The 22,405-nt window shown below is 39.8% G+C and carries 21 protein-coding genes; 3 read left to right on the top strand and 18 right to left on the bottom strand.

The features are described from left to right. Nucleotides 1-81: 81 nt before the first annotated feature. The 8 genes from AACS92_RS09690 to AACS92_RS09655 form a co-directional block, all read right to left on the bottom strand. Nucleotides 82-2,247, bottom strand: a complete 2,166-nt coding sequence (locus AACS92_RS09690; RefSeq protein ID WP_099111015.1) for a peptidase domain-containing ABC transporter — start codon at nt 2,245-2,247, stop codon at nt 82-84. Next, nucleotides 2,219-3,358 (bottom strand): HlyD family secretion protein, encoded by a 1,140-nt coding sequence (locus tag AACS92_RS09685; protein WP_241537990.1) that lies wholly within the window; start codon nt 3,356-3,358, stop codon nt 2,219-2,221. Before AACS92_RS09685 ends, AACS92_RS09690 begins: the two co-directional genes overlap by 29 nt. A gap of 106 nt (nt 3,359-3,464) precedes the next feature. Beyond that, nucleotides 3,465-4,379 (bottom strand): retropepsin-like aspartic protease, encoded by a 915-nt coding sequence (locus tag AACS92_RS09680; protein ID WP_099111013.1) that lies wholly within the window; start codon nt 4,377-4,379, stop codon nt 3,465-3,467. Nucleotides 4,380-4,397: 18 nt separating this feature from the next. After that, nucleotides 4,398-5,576, bottom strand: a complete 1,179-nt coding sequence (xyeB, locus tag AACS92_RS09675) for a cyclophane-forming radical SAM/SPASM peptide maturase XyeB (RefSeq protein WP_099111012.1) — start codon at nt 5,574-5,576, stop codon at nt 4,398-4,400. A gap of 62 nt (nt 5,577-5,638) precedes the next feature. Beyond that, complete coding sequence (gene xyeA, locus AACS92_RS09670; protein ID WP_099111011.1) at nt 5,639-5,794, bottom strand: XyeA family cyclophane-containing RiPP triceptide; 156 nt, start codon at nt 5,792-5,794, stop codon at nt 5,639-5,641. Nucleotides 5,795-6,001: 207 nt separating this feature from the next. After that, nucleotides 6,002-6,745, bottom strand: a complete 744-nt coding sequence (gene rsmJ / locus AACS92_RS09665; protein WP_099111010.1) for a 16S rRNA (guanine(1516)-N(2))-methyltransferase RsmJ — start codon at nt 6,743-6,745, stop codon at nt 6,002-6,004. Nucleotides 6,746-6,762: 17 nt separating this feature from the next. Continuing rightward, the gene (prlC, locus tag AACS92_RS09660) at nt 6,763-8,805 is read right to left on the bottom strand and encodes an oligopeptidase A (protein ID WP_099111009.1); all 2,043 of its coding nucleotides are present in this window, start codon (nt 8,803-8,805) and stop codon (nt 6,763-6,765) included. Nucleotides 8,806-8,931: 126 nt separating this feature from the next. Next, nucleotides 8,932-9,060: a hypothetical protein gene (locus AACS92_RS09655; protein WP_255398521.1), complete on the bottom strand. Its 129-nt coding sequence runs from the start codon at nt 9,058-9,060 to the stop codon at nt 8,932-8,934. A 656-nt stretch (nt 9,061-9,716) separates the two neighbouring features. Here AACS92_RS09655 and AACS92_RS09650 point away from each other — a divergent pair. Both AACS92_RS09650 and AACS92_RS21860 read left to right on the top strand, forming a co-directional pair. Continuing rightward, entirely contained in the window at nt 9,717-10,121 is a 405-nt protein-coding gene (locus AACS92_RS09650; protein WP_099111008.1) for a hypothetical protein, read from the top strand. Nucleotides 10,122-10,617: 496 nt separating this feature from the next. Next, nucleotides 10,618-10,719 (top strand): IS1-like element transposase, encoded by a 102-nt coding sequence (locus tag AACS92_RS21860; RefSeq protein WP_099111007.1) that lies wholly within the window; start codon nt 10,618-10,620, stop codon nt 10,717-10,719. Nucleotides 10,720-10,889: 170 nt separating this feature from the next. Here the strand turns inward: AACS92_RS21860 and AACS92_RS09645 are convergent, their stop codons facing one another. From AACS92_RS09645 to AACS92_RS09600, 10 genes are all read right to left on the bottom strand, one after another. Continuing rightward, nucleotides 10,890-11,930 (bottom strand): IS630 family transposase, encoded by a 1,041-nt coding sequence (locus tag AACS92_RS09645; RefSeq protein ID WP_099111006.1) that lies wholly within the window; start codon nt 11,928-11,930, stop codon nt 10,890-10,892. 237 nt (nt 11,931-12,167) lie between these two features. Continuing rightward, nucleotides 12,168-14,210, bottom strand: coding sequence for an oligopeptidase A (gene prlC / locus AACS92_RS09640; RefSeq protein ID WP_099111005.1), 2,043 nt, complete (start codon nt 14,208-14,210; stop codon nt 12,168-12,170). 274 nt (nt 14,211-14,484) lie between these two features. Next, entirely contained in the window at nt 14,485-14,811 is a 327-nt protein-coding gene (locus AACS92_RS09635; protein WP_099111004.1) for a lysozyme inhibitor LprI family protein, read from the bottom strand. Next, on the bottom strand, nt 14,811-15,290 hold the full coding sequence (locus tag AACS92_RS09630; RefSeq protein WP_099111003.1) for a hypothetical protein: 480 nt from the start codon (nt 15,288-15,290) through the stop codon (nt 14,811-14,813). Before AACS92_RS09630 ends, AACS92_RS09635 begins: the two co-directional genes overlap by 1 nt. Before the next feature lie 151 nt (nt 15,291-15,441). Continuing rightward, nucleotides 15,442-16,011 (bottom strand): hypothetical protein, encoded by a 570-nt coding sequence (locus AACS92_RS09625; protein ID WP_099111002.1) that lies wholly within the window; start codon nt 16,009-16,011, stop codon nt 15,442-15,444. 40 nt (nt 16,012-16,051) lie between these two features. Then, nucleotides 16,052-16,615, bottom strand: a complete 564-nt coding sequence (locus AACS92_RS09620) for a hypothetical protein (RefSeq protein ID WP_099111001.1) — start codon at nt 16,613-16,615, stop codon at nt 16,052-16,054. Nucleotides 16,616-16,934: 319 nt separating this feature from the next. Then, nucleotides 16,935-18,599 carry an alpha,alpha-phosphotrehalase gene (gene treC, locus AACS92_RS09615; RefSeq protein ID WP_099111000.1) on the bottom strand — a complete coding sequence of 555 codons (1,665 nt, stop codon included), beginning with the start codon at nt 18,597-18,599 and terminating at the stop codon, nt 16,935-16,937. 27 nt (nt 18,600-18,626) lie between these two features. After that, entirely contained in the window at nt 18,627-20,063 is a 1,437-nt protein-coding gene (treB, locus tag AACS92_RS09610) for a PTS trehalose transporter subunit IIBC (protein ID WP_099110999.1), read from the bottom strand. A gap of 405 nt (nt 20,064-20,468) precedes the next feature. Beyond that, entirely contained in the window at nt 20,469-20,897 is a 429-nt protein-coding gene (locus AACS92_RS09605) for a hypothetical protein (protein ID WP_099110998.1), read from the bottom strand. Nucleotides 20,898-21,071: 174 nt separating this feature from the next. Continuing rightward, nucleotides 21,072-21,470, bottom strand: a complete 399-nt coding sequence (locus AACS92_RS09600) for a VOC family protein (protein WP_241537989.1) — start codon at nt 21,468-21,470, stop codon at nt 21,072-21,074. Nucleotides 21,471-21,588: 118 nt separating this feature from the next. Here AACS92_RS09600 and AACS92_RS09595 point away from each other — a divergent pair, with 118 nt between their 5' ends. Then, nucleotides 21,589-22,314, top strand: coding sequence for a LysR family transcriptional regulator (locus AACS92_RS09595; protein WP_099110996.1), 726 nt, complete (start codon nt 21,589-21,591; stop codon nt 22,312-22,314). The last annotated feature ends 91 nt before the right edge of the window (nt 22,315-22,405 follow it).

Here is a 22,405-nt window from a genome sequence, read left to right as displayed (position 1 = left end):
GTTTACCAGTAAACAATAAATCATTTTTAATGAATAAACCCCATGTTGAATGGGGCTTATTTTTTTGAATCTTAAGTAAAATCAGAATAAAACAGTGCCGGATCTGGAAAATTCCGTAAAAGTTTTGTCTTTTAGATTGTATATTCTATCCGCGGCAGCAATCGTCTCAGGCCGATGTGCTACAAAAATGCGGGTAATGGGCATCTGTTTTATAGCGTTATTGATCTTTCGTTCATTAAATACATCGAGGTCACTCGTTGCTTCATCAAGAAAAAGGATTCGTGGGCGCTTATAAAGTGCTCTGGCCAGAGATACGCGCTGCTTTTGTCCTCCTGAAAGAATACTTCCCATATCACCTATCATTGTTTCGTACTGCATTGGCATAGCTATAATTTCGTTATGTATTGCTGCTGCTTTGGCACACTCATACATCCATTCAAGGTCGGGCTGAGGATCAAAAGAGGAAATATTATCCATCAGAGAGGCCGCAAAAAGTTTGTCTTCCTGCATCACAAAGGCGGTATGCCGCCGATATTCGTCAATACCAATCTGTCGTATGCTGGTTCCATCAATCAATACACTTCCTGATTGGGGAATGGCTAAGCCCGCCATTATTCTGAGAAGAGTGGATTTACCACAACCCGACGCCCCGATAATTGCGATATTCTCGCCTGCATTAATTTCCAGATTGATATCTTTAAAAATAAATGGCTCAGCTTCACCGTAACGATAGGAGAGATTATTGAGCGTTATCCGACCTTCTACAACCTCAAGCGGAACTAAGTTTTTTGAATACCAAGCGTCCTCTGTTTCTGCGGTTGCAACGTCTGTTAGGCGATCTGAGTGTATTGATATAAGGCGAAAATTAAAAAGTGAATTAATCACTTTAATAGAGCGGGTAAGGAACATATCAGCGTAGAGCATAAAGGCGAATAGAGTCCCTGTTGTTATTGCGCCATGTTCCATGAGATTACCACCAAAGAATAAAATCGTTGCTGATGAAAGCCCTGTAAGAAATCCTGACAGGGTTTGGTTTATCAGATCTATCTTGAATAAATGCGCTCGGGCATTAGCTGTGTTGATAACTTTATTCAGCCATGTCATACGCCGATTTTCTGTCAGGGAAAATACTTTGACACATGCCACATTTCGAACTGTTTCAAGGAAATGAGATGACTGTAATGCTTCATTGTGAATGGCCTCAACTCGGGCACTTTTGTATGTGTTATAGAGCGCAAGTTTTACGCTGAGATAAATAAAGATGATGAGCAGGGAAATAACAGCCAGAAGTGCGCTGTAACAAAACATCAGAGTTATCAGTGTTAGTAGAATGAGCACATCAAGCAAGGAAGTCAGCATTTCTGCGGTGAAGGCTTCTTTAATTTCATTGAGTGATGTCAGCCGAGACGCTATATCTCCTACATGACGCTTTTCAAAGAATGTTAACGGAAGGCTCAGCAACTGGTTAAAAAAGCCTATACTCCACTGTATTCCCAAAGAGTAGCGCATTGCCATCAGAGTCCAGGCTCGGATGATGCTGAGTGCAGAGCGGAGAATAAGTAGAAAAATAACGCCAATAACAATCAGATTCAGCATTTCGAAGTCACTGGATCGCAAAACAATATCAATAATAAATTGAGAGCTGAGGGGAATTGAGAGAGCTAGCCCCTCAATAAAAAGTGATATCAGAATGATTTTTAGTAGTGTGATTTTAAGGTTAGCTACACCCCGGAACATATCTGTGATAGTGATACTTTCACTCACTTTTTCCTTTTTAAAATCAGACCGTGGCCATACTTCCAGAACTATTCCCGTGAATTTATTTGACAACTCTTTTAGGGAAATGATTTTTTTCCCTAAGGCAGGATCATGGATAACGGCGTTTTTCTTTGTGATTTTTTTTAGCACGACGAAATGATTAAAGGACCAGTGCAGAATACATGGAAGCCTGACGTTTCTGAGTTCTTCGAGATCAAGGCGTATGGCTCTGGCATTCATATTTATTCTATCTGCTACTGTGATGAGTTGTCTTAATGACATGCCATTGTTTGATACGTCGAAAATTTTCCTCATGCTGTAAACATCCGTTTCCCGTTCGTGCCAGCTTGCAATCATGGCTAAACAGGCTAATCCGCACTCTGTTACCTCTGTTTGCAGGATTACAGGTAGTTTTTTAGTGAAAAACTCGAAAAAGCCACTGATTTTATATCGTGTATCCTTATTGTGTGTTGTCACATATTCTTTCATATACCCTCTTCACTGGCATAAAGAGCCATTCGTAATTCTTTCTGGTTCTTACATATATCTCTGTCTCTACTTTCATACCCGGCAGAAGGGAAAGTGATTTTTGTTGTTCTGTCATAACTGGCCGTACCGTTATGCGGAAAAGCGCTTTACCTTCACTATTCGTCTGAGTTGATGGAGGGATATTGACTGGGGCTTCTGAGATTGCTTCGATGACTCCTGCAACCTTTCCATACCACTGATATGGATACGCTGCTATCCTCATTTTTACCTGTTGTCCATCAGCCACATCGCCGAGAAAATCGGATGAAGAAAGCAGTTCAATTTTTGGCCTTGCAGCCAGGGGAACGATGACGGCGACTTGTTGGCCTGCTTTTACTCTCTCTCCTTTATGGGCTGTCACACTGGTTATCTTTCCATTAAATGGGGCGACAATCAGATATTCTCTTTGCTTTTCTATATTCAGAATCTTTTGTTTTATGCCAGCAATTTCAGCTGTAATTAATTTTTTCGCTGAATCCGACTCCCTATCAGTCGCTGATATTTTCTTTTTAAAATCCAGCAACTCTCCTTGCAGGGTAATTATTTTTACCCTTGCAGACGAGAGATTTACTATGGCTGAATAATAATCCTTCTTCCTGTCAATAAATTCAGAATCACGCGCAAGGCCTTTTTTGCGTAATTGTTCATATAAGCTGGATTTTTTTTCGAACCATTTCCTCTGTTCTTCTGCATTTTTTATCAGGATATTTAAACCATTTATTTCCTGTTCTTTATTTTTTATTCGCTCAATAAAGTAATTTTTATTTTCCTCAGCTTCGGTGGTGATAATATTAATTTTTTTCAACAGTATGTTCCGTTGTTTTTTCAAACTCTCTTCTATTTCAAATTTGGTAGCACCAAGATTAGTTTCAGTTTCATCACTCACAGAAAAAATAACTTCACCTTGCTTAATGAGTTTTTTTTCTGAAGCGACTGAATTAATAATTATGCCATTGTTTTGTGCAATGAGTGACACAGCCGGAGGATCATAAATGACATTACCGGAGGCGTTAACTCTTTCGCTATAAGAGCCGAAGATAATGATTGAGACAATAAAAGCAACAGTCAGCATGCCTGTCAGAATACAAATGGAGAGGCTGGATGGAATATCCAGATAAGATACGCCAAGCCATCCCTCCTGTTTATGTTGCAGAGCTTCGGCACGATAGATTGAGTTTTCATGCTTTTCTGTGCTCATTGGAAAAAAAGACCCTTTTATTTTTAAAATCTATGATTAATTTTCGATTTCGGAGAAAGCTGTTTCCGAGGAGGCCATCAATTTTTTCCATATGCTGAAAATGTCCATCAACAATTACAGCCCCGAACTGTTCTGCTTTTCCGGTCACCGATTTAACTGTCAGCATTGCGGCTTCACATCCTTTATTATCCATTTTCGGATTAACCGCGAGGCAACTTGTTGGCGTATAGGCTTTAAGTCTTTCACGCCATATCATAGATACGGTAGCACCGGTATCCAGGATCATGTGGTATTTATGACCAGATAGCTCGACATCAAAAACCATTCCACTGGAAGATCTTTGGAAAGGAAGTTCTGTAAACCCTTTTGGTGGCTTGTTTTTATCGGTAACGCTATTTGTTATTGTGAGTGAATTAGAGATGTAATCTAATATTATCTGTTTATCTTTGAAAGCATCAAGACCCACAACAGGTTTATCGGGTAAATTTCCTTTTTTATAAACTAGCAGTCCCCACGGTTTAAATGGAGTAATGCTCACGTTTTTAAATTCTATATTATTTACGTTTAAGGAGCTGACTAAATATTTTATATTTTTCTGAACCTTACCGGTTAAATCTGTACTGTAATAAATACTTTCTTTTTTGAGTCCTTTAATTTTCTTTATCTGAGATTCGTAAAGATAAAACCCCATAGAAGAGCCTGTATCAATCATTGCATATACTGGTTGTCCATCAATAATAAATGTTGAATAGGGAACGGAATATTTATCAAAGTTCAGCTTTAGAGTTATAGGTTTTTCTAAATTATCAATAGAATTATTAGCGATGGAGTTATTTGATAAAATGGCTAAGGCAAAAAATGAAAGCGTAGATAACCAATAATTAAATCTTATCATTGTTGGAATTCGCTATTTTTATTGTTGGATATTTTCTATTATTGTTTCTTCACTAACACCAGCTTCAATCAAGTGTGATGCAGCGCGACTGAGAAAAACCCGCATGGATGGACAGAAAACGGTTTTATTATTAAAGCGATTGGTTGGTGAAAAACGGTTAACCAGACGACCACCATGACAGATTTTACTCCATATACAGTCATTGCAATCTTCAGGTAATTCGCTATTCAGTGAAGAATATTCTTTAGCATTAGTTGATTTGAGCACACTTGAGAGAGTTAATTCTCTGACATGACCAATGGGATTAAATATTTTATCTGAGGTTGAGCGCAGGGTGTCATCAATACGGAGCAGACCATCAGAAGTTACAGTGAAAGCATAAACCGATTCAACATTGGCACTTATGCCTATAATACGGTGAAACTGGCTATTAAGCATTGTGCCCAGGTATGTGTTAAAGATCCTGACAAAAATATTTGGTTGACCGTCAGCAAACCAGGCGTCAAGCGCTTCATTGAGGAATCGGCCAATTCCCTCGGCGTCAGTGCTATCAGCATGTTGATCATCAGGTATGAGGAAATCGAAACGCTGGCATTTGAGTTCTTTTGAGAAGTGATGATAAATTTCTCCTCCATTAGCGTTAGCATTTGCCACAGAGAGAATTCCTGGTTCTGCCGGAATACGTCCTTGCGCCCACGCATTTTGGAGCATACGTAAGCCATTAACTGTTCCTTCGTAAGTGCTTTTTCCTTTTCGATCTAATCGATGCCTATCATTGATGTGTTTTGGTCCGTCTATAGATATGCTTGCATGAACTTGGTGTTTTTCAAAAAGAGCAATCCATTCATCATCAATCAGAATACCGTTGGTCTGTAATGCCAAAACTAGTTGAGAGTTACCATAGTTACCTTCGCGGAGAATCTCACACATTTGATTGAAACGTTCTTTTTTCATCATCAGTGGTTCGCCACCGTGAAAATCTACCTGAATCACCTCAATATGGTTTTCTATTACAGAGCGTTCAAAGAATCCTCTCAGTGCCGCTATATTATCAAGAGATATAATTGGAGCACTGTCAGCAGCCAATGTATTGCCCATATTAAATACATAGCAGTAAGTACAATTAATATTGCATCGCTCACTGACTTTTAGAATTATTTCAAGATGTTTAATCTTCTCTCGCTTTATTATCGTCATTATCACATCTCCATGAATAAATAGGAGAGATAAACGCTTCTCTCCTATTTATTTTATGATTATTACAGAGACTTACTCCAATTTCCAAAGGCATTCACCCAGCCACCGGAAACTGTATCTAATAGACTATCAACGAGTTCTTTTCGCTGAGTTTTATTTTTATCTGAATTGATTATTTGAGATTTATTTTCTGCTATTTCACGTTGTAATTTGCTCATGGTATCTCCTTATTTTTCAAATGAGATGTCATATCTAAAATAGTGATGACTTCCGGAGTATAGAGTTAGTTATTTATACGAACGCTAAACAACAGTGTAACAATTGATATACTGTTTTATTTCTTATTTAAAACATAACTGTGACGTATTTATTTTTCAGGTATGAATACCTGAAAAATAAATATATTTAATGAAGATGGTGTGTAATCAACAAGGATAAATATCAAACCGGTGGTTTTTGGTAGCAATGGCGGCGGATGCTTTCACTCCTGCCATTGGTTCTGCGTAATCAGGCCGTTTCACTACAACACGGCGCTTTGCCAGAGCACGGGCTGGTCCTAACAGTGCATCAGCATCTTCATCAGCACCCACGAGAGACTGGAATACACGCATTTCTTTTTTGACCAGAGCACTTTTTTGTCGATGCGGATACATAGGATCAAGATAAACCACATCCGGTTGCGGAGTGATATCTGTCAAGGCGGTAATACTTGAAGCGTGGATTAAGGTCATGCGTTCCTTCAGCCACTCGCCGATTTCTTCATCCTGATAACCCCGCTGTAGCCCGTCATCCAGCAATGCCGCAACGACCGGATTGCGCTCCAGCATTCTGACATGGCAACCGATTGAGGCCAGAACAAAAGCATCTCTTCCTAGCCCTGCTGTGGCATCAACGACTGTGGGTAAATAATCTTTCTTGATGCCGACTGCTTTCGCAACGGCTTCACCGCGCCCGCCACCAAAGCGGCGGCGATGCGCCATTGTTCCGGTCACGAAATCAACATAAATTCCGCCTAGCTTCGGCTCATCGCGTTTACGTAGCTCCAGCCGCTCAGGAGTCAGAACCAAGGCCATAACGGAATCTTCATTGTGTACCAGACCCCAGCGTTCAGCCAAATGAGATAAGGCGCTGCTATCAGCGCCCTGTTCGCAAATCAAACAAATTTTCACGCGAGTTTCCACACAAATTATCCCGTGATCCCAGCACTTTTCAGCATGGCATCCAGTTTGGGTTCGCGGCCACGGAAGCGGACGAACAGCGTCATTGGATCTTCAGAACCGCCACGGGACAGGATATTGTCGAGGAATGACTGGCCAGTTGTACGGTTGAAAATACCTTCCTCAGAGAAACGGGAGTAGGAATCTGCTGCCAGCACGTCAGCCCACAAATAGCTGTAATAGCCCGCGGCATAACCACCGTTAAATATATGGCTGAAAGAGTTCGGGAAACGGTTCCACTCTGGTGATGGTACAACAGAAACCTGTTCTTTCACGGAGTACAGCGTTGGCAGGATTTGAGCGCCTTTTGCCGGATCATATTCAGCATGCAGGCGGAAATCGAACAGCCCGAACTCCAGCTGACGAAGGATAAACATTGCGGACTGATAATTCTTCGCTGCCAGCATGTTATCCAGCATTTCCTGTGGCAGAGGTTCATTCGTCTCGTAATGACCGGAGATAAACGCCAGTGCTTCCGGCTCCCAGCACCAGTTTTCCATAAACTGACTTGGTTGTTCTACCGCATCCCACGGAACACCGTTAATGCCGGCAACATCCAGTGTTTCGATTTCGGTCAGCATATGGTGCAGGCCGTGACCAAATTCATGGAACAGCGTTATCACTTCATCGTGAGTAAACAGAGCAGGTTTGTCACCCACGGGTTTATTGAAATTACAGGTCAGGTAAGCAACTGGTTTCTGCAATTCACCGGAAGCAAAACGCATTCTGCCGGCACAGTCATCCATCCATGCGCCACCACGTTTATGTTCACGGGCATAGAGATCTAAATAGAAGCTACCGCGCAGTTCCCCTTTTTCATCATACAGCTCGAAGAAACGGACATCAGAATGCCAGGTTTCTACATCGTGGCGCTCTTTGGCGGTGATGCCATAAATGCGGCGAACAACTTCGAACAACCCTTCAACGGCACGTTGTTCAGGGAAATAAGGGCGCAGTTGCTCATCATCAATGGAGAAATGATGCTGTTTCTGCTTTTCGCTGTAGTAGGTGACATCCCAGGCTTCCAGCTTATCAACACCGTAATGTGAACGGGCGAAGTTTGTCAGTTCTTCCAGCTCTTTCTTGCCCTGACCATGCGCACGGTTAGCCAAATCATTCAGGAAATCGAGTACCTGCTGAGGATCTTTCGCCATTTTGGTAGCAAGGGATTTTTCTGCATAGCTTGCGAAACCCAGCAATTGAGCGAGTTCATGACGCAATGCCAGCATCTCCGCCATAATAGCGTTATTATCCCATTTCCCGGCATCCGGCCCTTGATCGGATGCACGAGTCGTGTAGGCGTAATACATTTCCTGACGCAGTTCACGGTTATCAGCATACGCCATGATGGGAAGATAGCTTGGCATATTCAGCGTCAGTAACCAGCCTTCCTGCTCTTTGGCTTCTGCGGCGGCTTTGGCCGCAGCTTTAGCACTTTCAGGTAAGCCAGCCAGAACGTTTTCGTCGGTGATGAGCTTAGACCAGCCCATCGTGGCATCCAGTACATTATTGCCGAACTGGGAACCAAGCTCTGACATACGAGCTGCAATTTCACCGTAGCGTTTCTGTTTTTCTTCCGGTAAGCCAATGCCGGATAACTCAAAATCACGCAGAGTATCTTCGATAGACTTGCGTTGTGGCTGGGACAGTGAATTAAAAGTCTCACTCTCTTTTAGTGACTTATAAGCCTGATATAGCCCTTTATGTTGCCCAAGCCAAGTGCTGAATTCGGAGAGCAGAGGCAGGCTTTGTTCATAGGCTTCACGAAGCTCTGGGCTATTTTTGACAGAATTCAGGTGCCCGACTGGCGACCACATACGAGAAAGTTTATCTTGCTCTTCAGAAAGCGGCTGGCACAGACTATCCCAGGTAAAAGCGGAGTTCTCAGTTAAAATTTTCTCAATGACCTGACGGTAGTTTGCCAGCGTTTCTTTTACGGCAGGAACGACATGTTCAGGTTTAATGTCAGCGAACTTAGGCAATACTGAAGATGTCAGTAACGGGTTAGTCATAATGAGCGCCTTATCTTTGTATAGGGGTATAAGCTGTTATCAGCCTGATATCCCATTATGGGGTATTGAGGATAGATGGGGATAAAATAGCGTGAGTTCAATGCTTAGTTGCGTATGCCGCTAATGTCATAGTTTTAGATCCAGCCATTTTTGCTCCATATGCAGGGCAATTGTTGTCGCTACGACATTATCAATGCCTAACTCATGAGCAATTATCGGAAAACGGCGTGTTTCAGCATAAATTTCTTCGAGCATGTTTCAGTACCTCAGCAATTGTGGTTGGTTTATGCGGATGTTCTTTGGTAAGTTCATGCAATTCACGTTAATGTATTCATTACCTTAACAGCGTATTGTTAGATATTCCACATTTCAGAGGAAACATATACAATTAACTTTGCATTTTGTATGGAGACCTACTTGTGGATTTTTACATGTTATTTTTAATTTTCATGATATTGAATACGTTTTAATAAATACATTGGTGTGTGAATAAATTAGGTATTTATAATTATGTCTAAAATAATCTGTTCAAAAGTGGAAATAGTCAACATCTGTGATTATAATTAATATCATGACATAGATGCTTAAAATATAATGTGGTAAATCCAAAATTAGTAATATGTTAATGATGAGTTGTGTTTTTTATATCTTTTATGATCTTAGTGAAAGTTATTCCTCTCTCCAGAAATGGAGTGTATATTGGTTCATTAGAATATTTTACTAAATATCATTTTCAAAATGATAGGAGTATTCCTTACCCCGAATGCTGATGCTCTAATTATTATGAAAAGGTATATAGAGGCGTTATTGTGTCTATTTTTTTCTTTTTTGTGGGAGGTAAATCGGAAATATATAGAAAGTGACTTTTATAGAATATAAAAAATAATTTTAATTAAAATAAGGGGGTTATTATGGCTGCACGAAGTGTTACTGTTATTTTACAAAATGAAACAAATTTCACTTTGAGGTTGAATCGTCATCATGTTGGAATAGATAATGGGGAGTGGAGTACAGATTTTTACCCTCCAGGTACTATTTTAGCCAAAAGTCAAGGGGTATTTGAAACTCAGTCAAATGCTTTTGGGAATGGGACTGGAGGACATGTTAGATACAATATTATGGATAACAAGAATTCACCCGATGGGCAGGGTAACAACTGGGTCGATGTTGCATGGTATAATCCATATTGGGGGAGCAATGTGTATAATCAGGGGGTGTCTGATACCAATTTATATGATGTAATTAAAGATCCTAATACAGGAAGTGATTATAATGCTACTGTGAGATTTTATTTATCAATGAAGGAAATTCTCTAAGGTTTATGGTGAATGATGCAGTGCATTTATTTTATTAACTTCAATAAAAAGCTTATAAAATAAATGCACTGCATCACTTTGAGGTGAAAAATATTAGTTGTAGCGACCGGAGATTTAAAATCTTCGTTAATTTCAGTTCGTTTATGTCCATAATTGCAAGGAAATGCCATTTTGATAATGTTATTAAGGTATGTTTATAGATTGATTGATATGAGCGAACTGTGAACTAATATTCTATATTTAATTTTTAGCTAATTTATAAATCGAGGATCTGAAACGTTAATTTTATATTATTATTTTTCAGGAGGGTGATGAGAATGATTGTCACGATAGCCGTTGTTTGTTGATAATGTGCCTAAATAAATAGAACCGGTATATAAACATGGCACAGGTAAGTGGATTTCCACATTATTACCACCAATCCTGCCAGAGAACAGTCCAACTTAGCTATCTTTACAACGACCATAAACCAAGTATGAAAGAATAATTGATTAATATGGAGATGCATGGTTCTGGTGTCAGGGATATTAGTCATGTTTTAAGCATTGGTATTAATACGGTTATATGGACTTTAAAAAAAATTCACCACAGAAAGTAAAACTAAGGCAGGAAGCTTACTATGAAAAACACCATTATAACGTTTTTGAGCAATGACCAAAAATTAATTATTATTCTTTTACTCTATACATTTAGTCTTTCAAGTTGCTTTTTTGTTGGCTGAGCTCGCTCACCTTGGTCACATAGTTATCTATGCTCCTAAATAAGCTTTCATAATAACGATACACTCATTTTTTTCACTCCCGGCTGTTGCCCTAATGAAAAGGCGGTCATAAATTCTTCAATGCACGCTAAGAGTTGCCACATATACTGACAGCAATGATTCCGTGTGACGGTTTCATGCAAAGACTGCCACAGGCGTTCAATCTTATTGAGCCATGGCGAATAGGCCGGTAAAAATAACAGGTTAAATTTAGGATTTTGTTTTAGCCATTCCCTGACTCTCTGGCTTTTGTGAATACCATAATTATCCAAAATTAACGTGATACTTTTGGCTTGGCTATACTGACGATTAATTCTATCTAACATATTGATAAATAAATCAGAGTTTTTCTTTATACCACAGACATAGGTCACTTGACCTGTTCGTACCTCAAGGCAGCCTGCAAGGTAGTGCTTTTGATTTTCCCCCGGCGTCATCACACGTTTCTGTTGTCCTTTTAGACACCAGTCTGCCCCGATTTTAGGATTCAGATCGATATCGACTTCATCTTCATAAAAAACAGGATGTTGCTCTGATACGTTGGCTAAGGCTTCGGTGATTTTTGCCATTTTTTCGTCATATTCAGGATCAAACTTTTTGACGGTAGGAGCCGCTCTTCGCCAGACAATACCCACCTGACAAAAGTAACGATACAGGGTACTTTTTGACAGTGATAAACCTAATAATTCATTGATTATCTGAGTGATAAGTTCAATACTCCAACGTGAACGCAAACAGCCAAAATCTTGCGGGGAGTGTGATAATAAGAATGAGAGCAAGCTAAAAATCGGGGCTAAACTCCATCGAGCTGGCCTTCCTCTCGGTAAGCTTTTTAATCCTTCCAGCCCATATAATGTTAACCAATTTATCCAACGATGGACGGAAGAACGTGAGCAATGAAGGGTTCTGGCGATGTGAGAAACGGTCTGACCTTCATGTAACATTAAGAGAGCCATAAGTCGGCGGGCATAATCTTTATCGCGGGTTTTATGAATAAATTTTTTCATCTGACGTCGTTCACTTCGGGGGATTGGTGCTATGATCCGCATCACTCAGTCCATTTTGGGATTTTTTTGATTTGGCGATTAATCAGATCGCAAAAATTGGACTGAGTTCCCTCCAGGTGATCTACTATTTTGAAAGCTTATTTAGGAACACGTTCCCTTGCCGTCGCGATGCAACTTGAAATCCATTGTGTATATTAGAATAATACTTGGCGATTTTTTTATATTATTTATAACTATATTATAAGGCACTGCTATCAGCGCCTTATAATAAACAAAGAATTATCCGGTAATGCCTAGCTTTTTCAGTAGTGCATCCAGTTTTGGTTCGCGGCCACGGAAGCGGATAAACAGTGTCAGAGGGTCTTCTGAACCACCGCGCCCCAGATAATCATCAAGGAATGACTGACCGGTTGTGCGGTTGAAAATACCTTCTTCAGAGAAGCGTGAATAAGCATCTGCTGCCAGTACATCAGCCCACATATAGCTGTAATAGCCCGCTGCATAGCCACCATTAAAGATATGGCTGAAAGAGTTCGGGAAGCGCTCCCAGTCTGATGACGGAACGACGGAAACATGTTCTTTCACTGACTCCAGTATTGGCAGGATCTGTGCCCCTTCTTCCGGGTCATATTCAACATGCAAACGGAAATCAAACAGGCCAAACTCTAATTGTCGTAGCATCTTCATTGCTGCCTGATAATTTTTCGCTTCCAGCATATTATCCAGCATTTCTTTCGGCAGAGGTGCATTTGTCTCGTAATGACCTGAGATAAATTCCAGTGCTTCCGCTTCCCAACACCAGTTCTCCATAATCTGGCTCGGGCACTCTACGGTATCCCACGGTACGCCGTTAGTGCCAGCAACATCCAGAGTTTCAATCGTCGTCAGCAGTGTTTGCAGACCATGTCCAAATTCGTGGAACAGCGTTGAAACCTCAGAGTGTGTAAACAGCGCAGGTTTACCGCCTACAGGCCCACTGAAGTTACAGTTAATGAAAGCAACGGGTTTCTGCAACTCGCCGGAAGCAAGGCGCATTCTGTCAACATAACTGCTTTGCCATGCTCCGCCTTTTTTACCTGCGCGGGCATAGAGATCCATATAGAAACTACCAAGCAGTTCCCCTTTATCATTATGAAGCTCAAAGAAACGGACATCAGAATTCCAGGTATCTACATCGTTACGCTCTTTGGCCGTGATGCCATAAATGCGGTGAACAACTTCGAACAGCCCTTCAATGGCGCGTTTTTCCGGGAAGTAAGCACGCAGTTGCTCTTCATCAAAAGAGAAATCGTGCTGTTTTTGTTTTTCGCTGTAATACCTTACATCCCAGCTTTCCAGCTCATCAACACAGTAGTGGGATTGGGCAAACTCGCAAAGTTCTTCCATCTCTCTTTCACCCTGTTCATGGGCGCGGTCAACCAGACCGTTTAAGAAATCGAGCACTTCCTTAGTTGTCTTCGCCATTTTGGTTGCGAGAGAATTTTCAGCGTAGTTTTTAAAGCCTAACAGCAGAGCAAGTTCATGACGCAGCGCGAGAATTTCTTCCATAATCGGGTTATTGTCCCACTTACAGGCATTCATACCCTGATCAGAAGCACGAGTCATATAAGCTGTATAGACTTCTTCACGCAGCTCACAGTCATCGGCATAGCTCATCACTGCACTGTAGACTGGCGGATCCAACGTCAGTAACCAGCCTTTTAAGTCTTTCGCTTTAGCGGCAGCTTTGGCTGAACTTTTTATGTTTTCAGGTAAACCAGACAGATCGCAGACATCAGTGACGAGCTTTGTCCATCCCATTGTGGCATCCAACACATTGTTGCCGAAGCGGGCGCTCAGCTCAGACAAGCGAGCCGTGATTTCACCGTAGCGTTTTTGTTTCTCTTCCGGTAATGCAATGCCGGATAGAGTGAAATCAAGCAGCTTATCTTCTACAGCTTTACGCTGCGGTTGAGACAGTTTTTCAAACTCAGGACTTTCTTTCAGTGACTTATAAGCCTGATATAACCCTTTATGTTGACCCATCCAGGTTGAGAACTCAGAATTCATTGGCAGGCATTGTTCATAAGCCACCCGGAATTCTGGTGTATTTTTGACAGAATTGAGATGAGATACAGGAGACCAGACGCGTTCAAACTGATTCCTTGCCTCAGAGATTGGCTGACATAAATTATCCCAGGTAAATTGACTATTTTCGTTCACCACTTTCTCAATTACCTGACGATATTTAGTCAGCATTTCTTTCACCGCGGGTACAACATGTTCTGCTTTAATAGAAGCGAATTTTGGTAGTCCAGAAAAATCTAATAATGGATTAGTCATAATGAGCACCTTATTAGTATTAGTGTAATTGGGTAATACCGATGTCCCAAGGAGTTGTTGTTGAAAGACGGGGATAAGATATCGTGAGTTAAATTTAAAAGCCGCATTTTTCTTTGAATAATAATGCTCTTTTTATATCAGTGATCTGCGAAGTGATGTTATAAGAATAAAAAATAAAATTAAATGACAGAACAAATTAAGTGGCAGGGAAAATAAAAAGCCAGCAAATTTAAATGCTGGCTTAATAAAAATTTATTAAATAATAAATCTGATTTTAGATAGGTTTTTCTATTGAGTTATAAAGCGTATCCAATTGATTAATTCGTTGGCGATAACTATTGGTCAGGCAGGATATATTAGCTCCACATTGCTGACGCTGTTTCAGCCATGCCTGCTGACTATTATACATCTCTCCTGATACACCCATTGCAAATAATCCGTGTAGGAAGTGATACTTCACACTCATCTCTACATCCAAATCATTCAACTTCTGGCTGGCACAAATTGCCTTTTCATCAGGAGATTTGGCTTTTGCACAATCAAAGCTGGCAGCTAGGCTGAGTGGAGACAGCAGGAATAATAAAAACAGCATATACCGCATTATTCTTCCTTATCCGGAGGAACGACAGGCCCCGGCCCCATTGGTAATTTGGGTACTTTAGCATCTTCATAATTGAAGGATTGTGGTTTACCGGTTGCATCGAGCTTGCAGGAAAACTGAATATCTTTCCAGCCATTATCGGTCCGATACATACCAGCCCCGACTAATTCTGAGGAATTCATTAATTTGATGCTATCTGGTGATACATCACCAAGGAAAACTTTATCAGCATCTTTGTGATGTTGTTGAATAATCGGTAAAGCAAAAGGACGGCAAATAAATTCAGCGATTTTTTTTGCATCTGACCACTTATTTATATCTTTTAGTGCTGATTTATCGATAACTTGTTTATCAATTTGTTGCTGAAGGTATTTTTGCTGATTCTGAGATAGTTGAACTGGGGAAGATTCGGCTTGTATGGTAGAAGAGAAAACCAGACAACTGATACCAAGACAGGTTAAATATTTTGCATAATACATGGCAAGATACTCCGAATAGGTAATCGAAATAAGTATGGCACAGGTTTTCAGGCTGTGCCATATTTATGTTGTGTCCATATCTTTGTCGTATAGTGTATATATAGAATGTGCTAACTCAATTATATATAAATCATCTTAATTCATATATAAATTATTTGGTTATCACCAAAGCATTTACAGATGAATCATGACTGACATAACCATCACGACAATTTGACTCACTATCATCACAAACAAAGTTAACCGGAACCTGACAGTTTGTTCCCGGTGTTGGATAAAAATAAGTTCTCCATCCATCTTCCATATCGATATAGTCAGTCAACAATTTTACATTACAATATTTTTTTTCTCCGTTTGGTGCATCATATTCAATATTCCATGTCACCCATTTAGCTGATGCATTGCAATTATGAAATATATTATCATCATCTTCTAAATTGAAGTGTTTTTCCTCATAATGAGATAAAGTAAACTCATCTTCTGGCCCGGCACCATACATACATTCATATTGATCACGTTTAATTTTAACCACAGCGGTCTCACTGGCATTTAACACGTACATGTTATAATATGCAGAGTATACAGATGGCTTACTCGTTGTACTTTTATTTTCTGTTTTATGAATTCCTTGGACGATATTTTCTTTTGTTAAAGCGTAGTTAGAAATAATTATCAGACTTAAAGATAAAGCATAAGCTATATGTCTTTTTAGTAATTTCATTCTTCTTTCCCCTATGAATCTAATTAGAAAATTCTATTTTTTAATTAGTTATTTCCATAGTGAACTGTGCTCCATCATGACTTGAAAAACCATCCCGACAATGTGCAGTATTACCATCACAGATAAATTTAACAGGAACATCGCATTCTGTACCCTTTTCAGGAGTAAGATAGGTTAGCCACCCTGCAAATATTCCTCCGGCAGGTTTTGTGAGTAGTGTTGCACTACAGGTTGTTTTTTCAGAGTCTGGCTTAATATATTCAATAGTCCATGTTTCTATTTTTTTCTCTCGATTACAATGATGAAGGACATTATCATCATCTTCTAACCTAAAATCTCTTTTGTTTTGAGGGGGTAAAGAGATATTCTCTGGCCCTGGTTCATACATACACGTGTACGTTTTACGTATAATGTTTACGTTGGCAGTTTTGCTCTTATTATTAATGTGCATATTATAATATGCAGAAAACACAGAGGGTTTACTGATATTATTTTCTGGCTTAGGAAAAGATTGTGTTGTGTTGTTTTGAGCTAAAGAAAAATTAGAAAATAATAATAAAATTAAAGACAAGGTATGTATGTTTTGTATTTTAAATGATTTCATATTGATTTCCTATTTATTATTTGTGTTGATTTTTAAAATTACTCACAAGGGAGTAAGTTAGTATAATAACAAGAGGTTTAAATTAAAAAGCTGTGATTTTTAAAATAGATAGTTGTATTTTTTTATTTAAGTATAGCAGGGATTAATAAAGGTAAAGTTTGATTTGGGATTTTATTTTTTTCTGGTGGGAGGATGATGGTTTATTTATTATTTCTGTTTGTTGTTTATATCATGCCTCACTTTTATTCTGTGAGGCATGAAGTTTTAAGTGGTATATAAACAATGTATTATGTATTATCAAAATACATAAAAAATATTGCTATGTTGAAATTAAATAAACCGACTCATAAGGTTTGATCTTAATTTCTTTTTCCACGGTGACGGGTGATGGATAATTACTGATTAATACCTGCCATTCTTTTTGTGTAAGTTCAGGCTCTGGTGACCAAAGCTGTGTTTCGTCACTAAGATTGGCAATAACCAGTAAAGTCTGATCCTGCCAACGTCGCAGGTAGCACCACAGAGAAGGGTGCTCAGGCAAAAGATCCAGATAATCACCATAAGTCAGTATGGGCTGTGTTTTTCTTAACTGAATTAAATCCTGATAGCAGTAGAATACAGAATCTTTGTCCTGTAATACGGATTCTGCATTGATTTCACGGTAATTATCGCTGGTCGCTATCCACGGAGTACCAGAGGTAAACCCAGCATTGTCAGTGTCATCCCATTGCATTGGCGTTCGGCTATTATCACGGGATTTTTGCGCCAGAATTGTCAGTATTTCTTCTGAAGACATACCTTGTTCAATGCGTTCCTGATACATATTCAGGCTTTCAATATCCCGATATTCTTCAATGCATTTAAAGTGAGGATTGGTCATACCAAGCTCTTCACCTTGATAGATATAAGGTGTTCCCTGCATTCCGTGTAGCATCATGGCTAACATTTTGGCGGATGCTTTATGGTGCTGTTTTTCATCCCCGAATCGGGAAACAATGCGGGGCTGATCGTGATTACACCAGAAAAGAGCATTCCATGCTTTCTGATGCATCCCTTGCTGCCAGACCGAGAAGATCTTTTTCAGTTCAATATAATCTGGTTTTGCATGTGTCCATTTTTCCCCATTCGGGTAATCAACTTTCAGGTGATGAAAATTGAATGTCATGGAGAGTGCATTCCCATCCAGTGAGCTATAACGAATACAATGTTCAAGGCTCGTGGAAGACATTTCACCAACAGTCATTAACGCTTTAGGCTGGAAAACATCACGGCTCATTTCCTGTAAAAACTCGTGTATCCGTGGGCCATCGGTATAAAAACGGCGCCCATCACCACGATCATCGTCAGGGTAGTCCTGCTGTTTTGAGACAAGATTAATGACATCCAGCCGCAGTCCATCAACACCACGGTCAGCCCAGAATTCACAGACTTTTTTTAGCTCAGCACGAACGGGTTCATGTTCCCAGTTCAGATCAGCCTGTTCGGCGGCAAACAGGTGGAGGTAATACTGTTGGCTCGCTGCGTGCCATTGCCACGCGTTGCCGCCAAACTTGGATTTCCAGTTATTAGGGGGATTATCCTGCCCGCCACCCTCTTTCCAGATGTAAAACTGACGGTAAGGATTATTGGCGTCCTGCGCGGCTTTAAACCACGGATGTTCCGTTGAAGTATGGTTGAAAACCATATCTAAAATGATGCGAATACCACGGCGATGGGCATTCTCCACCAAATTATCAAAATCTTCCATCGTGCCATATTCAGGGTTAATTGCGCAGTAGTCGGCAACATCATAACCATTATCCACCTGTGGAGAGGGATAAATAGGGGTGATCCAGATAGCACCTACTCCGAGGTGCTGTAAATAATCCAGACGTTGGGTGATCCCGTTAATATCACCAGTACCATTTCCTGTACTATCCTGAAAACTCTTTGGATAAATCTGGTAGATAGCGCTGTCTAACCACCACGGTTGTTGTTCAGTCATAACAATACCTTATAAAACTATATCCTATTAACCCGCGGCTTCATTGTTGATCAATTCTTCTTTGCGTTCGTTCCTGCGATACATCAGAACAGTCAGTGTCATTGGTACAATAATCACAATCAGCATAGCGAGAAGGTAGATCATCCAGAATTGAGGTTTGATGGACAGAATACCCGGTATACCTCCGACCCCGATACCATTGGAAGTCACGTGGTTCAACCCACATAGCAAGCCAGCCAGACTCGTTCCAATCATCGCGCAGAACATCGGGTAACGATATTTCAGGTTAATACCATACATGGCTGGTTCAGTAACGCCGAGGTAGGCTGAAATTGCCGCAGGAACGGAAAGCTCACGCTCATTTTGTTTTTTGCTTGCCCAGATGATACCGATAACTGCGGAACCCTGAGCAATATTAGACAGGGCAATAATCGGCCAGATAGGGGTTCCGCCCGTGCTTTGGATCATTTGCAGGTCAATCGCCAGCGTTGTCTGATGTACACCGGTAATCACCAGAGGAGCATAGAAGAAGCCAAATAAGGCAGCACCGATTGGTGCAAAACTGCCGGTCATCAGCCCTTTGACGCACCAGGCCACACCATCACCGATTGAACGCCCAATCGGGCCGATAATTGCATGGGCAAGGAAAACGGCCAGCAGCAGGGAAACAACCGGAACAACCACCAGATAAAGATAATCCGGCACCAGTTTCTTCAGGCGTATTTCAATCCAGCCTAAGGCTAACCCAGCCATCAGAGAAGGAATAACCTGTGCCTGATAACCTACTTTGGAGATGGTAAACCAACCGAAATTCCAGACTTCGGGGATTTGTTGCCCAAGTTGATAGGCATTCATTAATTGTGGGGAGACTAGTGTGATCCCCAGAATAATCCCCAGAATGGGGGTTCCACCCATTTTTTTAACGGCAGACCAGCAGATCCCGACAGGGAGATAGAAAAATATGGCTTCACCGATAAGCCAGAGGAAATCATAGATGGTTTGCCAGATTGGATATATATCGGCAAGGGGTTTTCCGTCACTAAATGGAATGCCGCCGATCAGATTTCGAAGGCCTAATATCAGACCGCCGCTGATAAGGGCTGGCAATAATGGAAAGAAGATCTCAGCAAAATGTGAAATTGCATTTTCATACCATTTCATATTTTGTCGTGCAGCCTGCTTAACTTCTTCTTTATTTGCTGACTGTTTACCGGTTGCGGCAAGCAGGGCTTTATAATAAATATCGACATTCGTTCCGATGACGACCTGAAATTGCCCGGCATTAGTGAAACAGCCTTTCACCATGGGTAACTCTTCAATGGCCTTAGCATCAGCGTTTTCCGGGGTATTAAGAACAAATCTGAGCCTGGTGATACAGTGGGTTACGGAGGCAATATTCTCCTGCCCTCCGACTAATCTAATAAGATTATCAACATCCTTTTGATTTATTGATTTTTTCTTCATGCCTTTTCTCCTTTCTATGGCAGGAGTAGTAAATAACGGAAATAGGTACTAACAGAATGATTACTTTTATGATGAGATAATTCATAGAGTGAAGTAATAACCAGCCCATCCTAGTCAGATTTCAGAATTTTGAATATGAAAAGATACGTTGTTTGAGTTTTGGATCACATTTTATTCTACTAAATTGAAAATATAATAATTTTCATATTACTTAAATTTATTGTTTCAGGAATTTTAATTCACCTAAGAATTAATGTATTTTGTTTATAGGTTATGTCATTTTTATATGTATTTTTTATTAATTGTCAAATGAAACTTAATATTCTGATTTTACTGGTATGAAAACCCGTTTCACTGGAAAGCATATAGGTTAAACGGGCTGTTGGTTATTTATTTCGGTATTGTTTATGGAACCATTCCATCATAAGGTATTATAAAAAAAGGTTCGCACTCTTTAGTGTTACACCCTAGGTAAATAATTTTGTTATCATTGGTAAACGTGGTTATCCCACCACCATTGATATGAAAGTCCCATATTTCGTTGTTTAATTTCGCTCTGCCAACTATATCGCAGGGAGTTTGGTAAAACTCCCGATAGGGGGAATGTTCATATTGCTCGCTTATTTTAAAAATTTTATCTATGACTTTTTTGTTTAAATTCCATTTTTTGCACTCCTCTATAAGAAGATTATCACTAGGGCTAGTGCGGCTATAATTTTCAGATATTTTTAAAACAGGATTGTTGATTACTTCGATTTGGTTTTGATTTGCATGAGAATAAGGGATTGATATTACCAAAGTAAATATAATAGATTTTAGGGCATACTTTATCATTTTATATATCCATACATTTTTGTTTCATGATTTGGCTAATCAGAGAATTATACGTCATTATCTGATTAACCAATTTAAGGATAGTACCCAATATTCATGCTATTTTCATCAATAACGATACCGCCACCACCACAGTTAATACCATCTCCTTGTTGTAAATATTAATCTGTAAAATTAATTTCGCTGGAATAACGTAATTTGAAGCCCTGCCGGAGCTTCTAATCGGCTGTTAATAGAGTGAAATGGCGTTTGGCGTGGGGATCCAATGACCTCTGCCCCAGATTTTTGCAAAAGAGATGTTGTTTCAATAACATCATCAACTTCAAATGCTACTCGTATCCGGCCTGATGCTTTTCTACCGACCTCAATTTTATCGATATAATTAGCAGTAGAAGGTTCTACAAGTTCAAGAGTTGCCTTCCCTGCTTCTAATATGGCAACTTTCCCATTATCTGGAGGGACTGAGTTGATTTCATTTAGTCCTAGGATGTCACGATAGAAAGAAAGTGCTTCGTCAAAATTCTCAGTCATTACAACTAAACGTAATTCTTTTACAGTTTTTTTTATCATCATATATTTCCGCCAAACATGAATTTTTATCATTGATATTTTCGAATAGATAAGAAAATATCATTATAAATCTGATACCATCAAGGTCATTATTTTCAGCAAAAGATGAGAATAACTTAATATGCAAAGACGATTACCACCTTTGGGAACTCTACGTGCTTTTGATGCTGTTGCTCGTTTAAAAAGTTTTAAATTAGCAGCGGAAGAATTAAATGTATCTCCTACAGCTATTAGTCATCAAATACGGCTGCTTGAGGAGCAGTTAGCGATATGTGTTCTTAAACGTTCGCCACGTTATGTTGCTTTGACTGAGGAAGGAAAAATATTACAAAAAGCCACGAGTCAGGTATTTTTATTACTCCAATCTGCTATTAATGAAATGAGGTTGTTACATAGCTCTTCACCTTTTACCCTAACTACGACTACAGCATTTATTACTTGTTGGTTGATTCCTCATCTGGCTGAAATACGTCATCAATTTCCAGATATTGATCTGCGGCTACATGCAGATGATTGTCCTGTTGATTTAGACGCTACCGGAATCGATATGGCTATTCGCTATGGTTATCCACCCAGAGATACTTTAAATATCCATATAATTTTGGAGGATGAGTTTGTTTTGGCCGCTAGCCCAACTTTCAAAATAAAATCACTGGAAGATCTTCATAATGTACCTTTGATTCATACTGATGGCCGTCGTATTCCACAACCATCTCCAGACTGGGATATCTGGCGTTCCTGTTTTGGTCCCAAACAATTGGAAATTGTTCATGGAGCACGATTCACTGATGAAACTCATTCTATACAAGCTGCAATAGCGGGCGAAGGAGCAATCATTACTAAATAACTTTTCATAATAGTGAGACACTCGATTTACTTTCTCTGAAAGAGTCTATTTGCAGATTTTTTCAAGAATTTTTTCACATTACTGAGCAGTT

This window comes from Xenorhabdus sp. KJ12.1, assembly GCF_963876495.1.
GTDB classification, from domain to species: Bacteria; Pseudomonadota; Gammaproteobacteria; order Enterobacterales; family Enterobacteriaceae; genus Xenorhabdus; species Xenorhabdus stockiae.
Note: the sequence above shows the minus strand (reverse complement) of the source record. Positions and strands in the feature narration are given on the sequence as shown.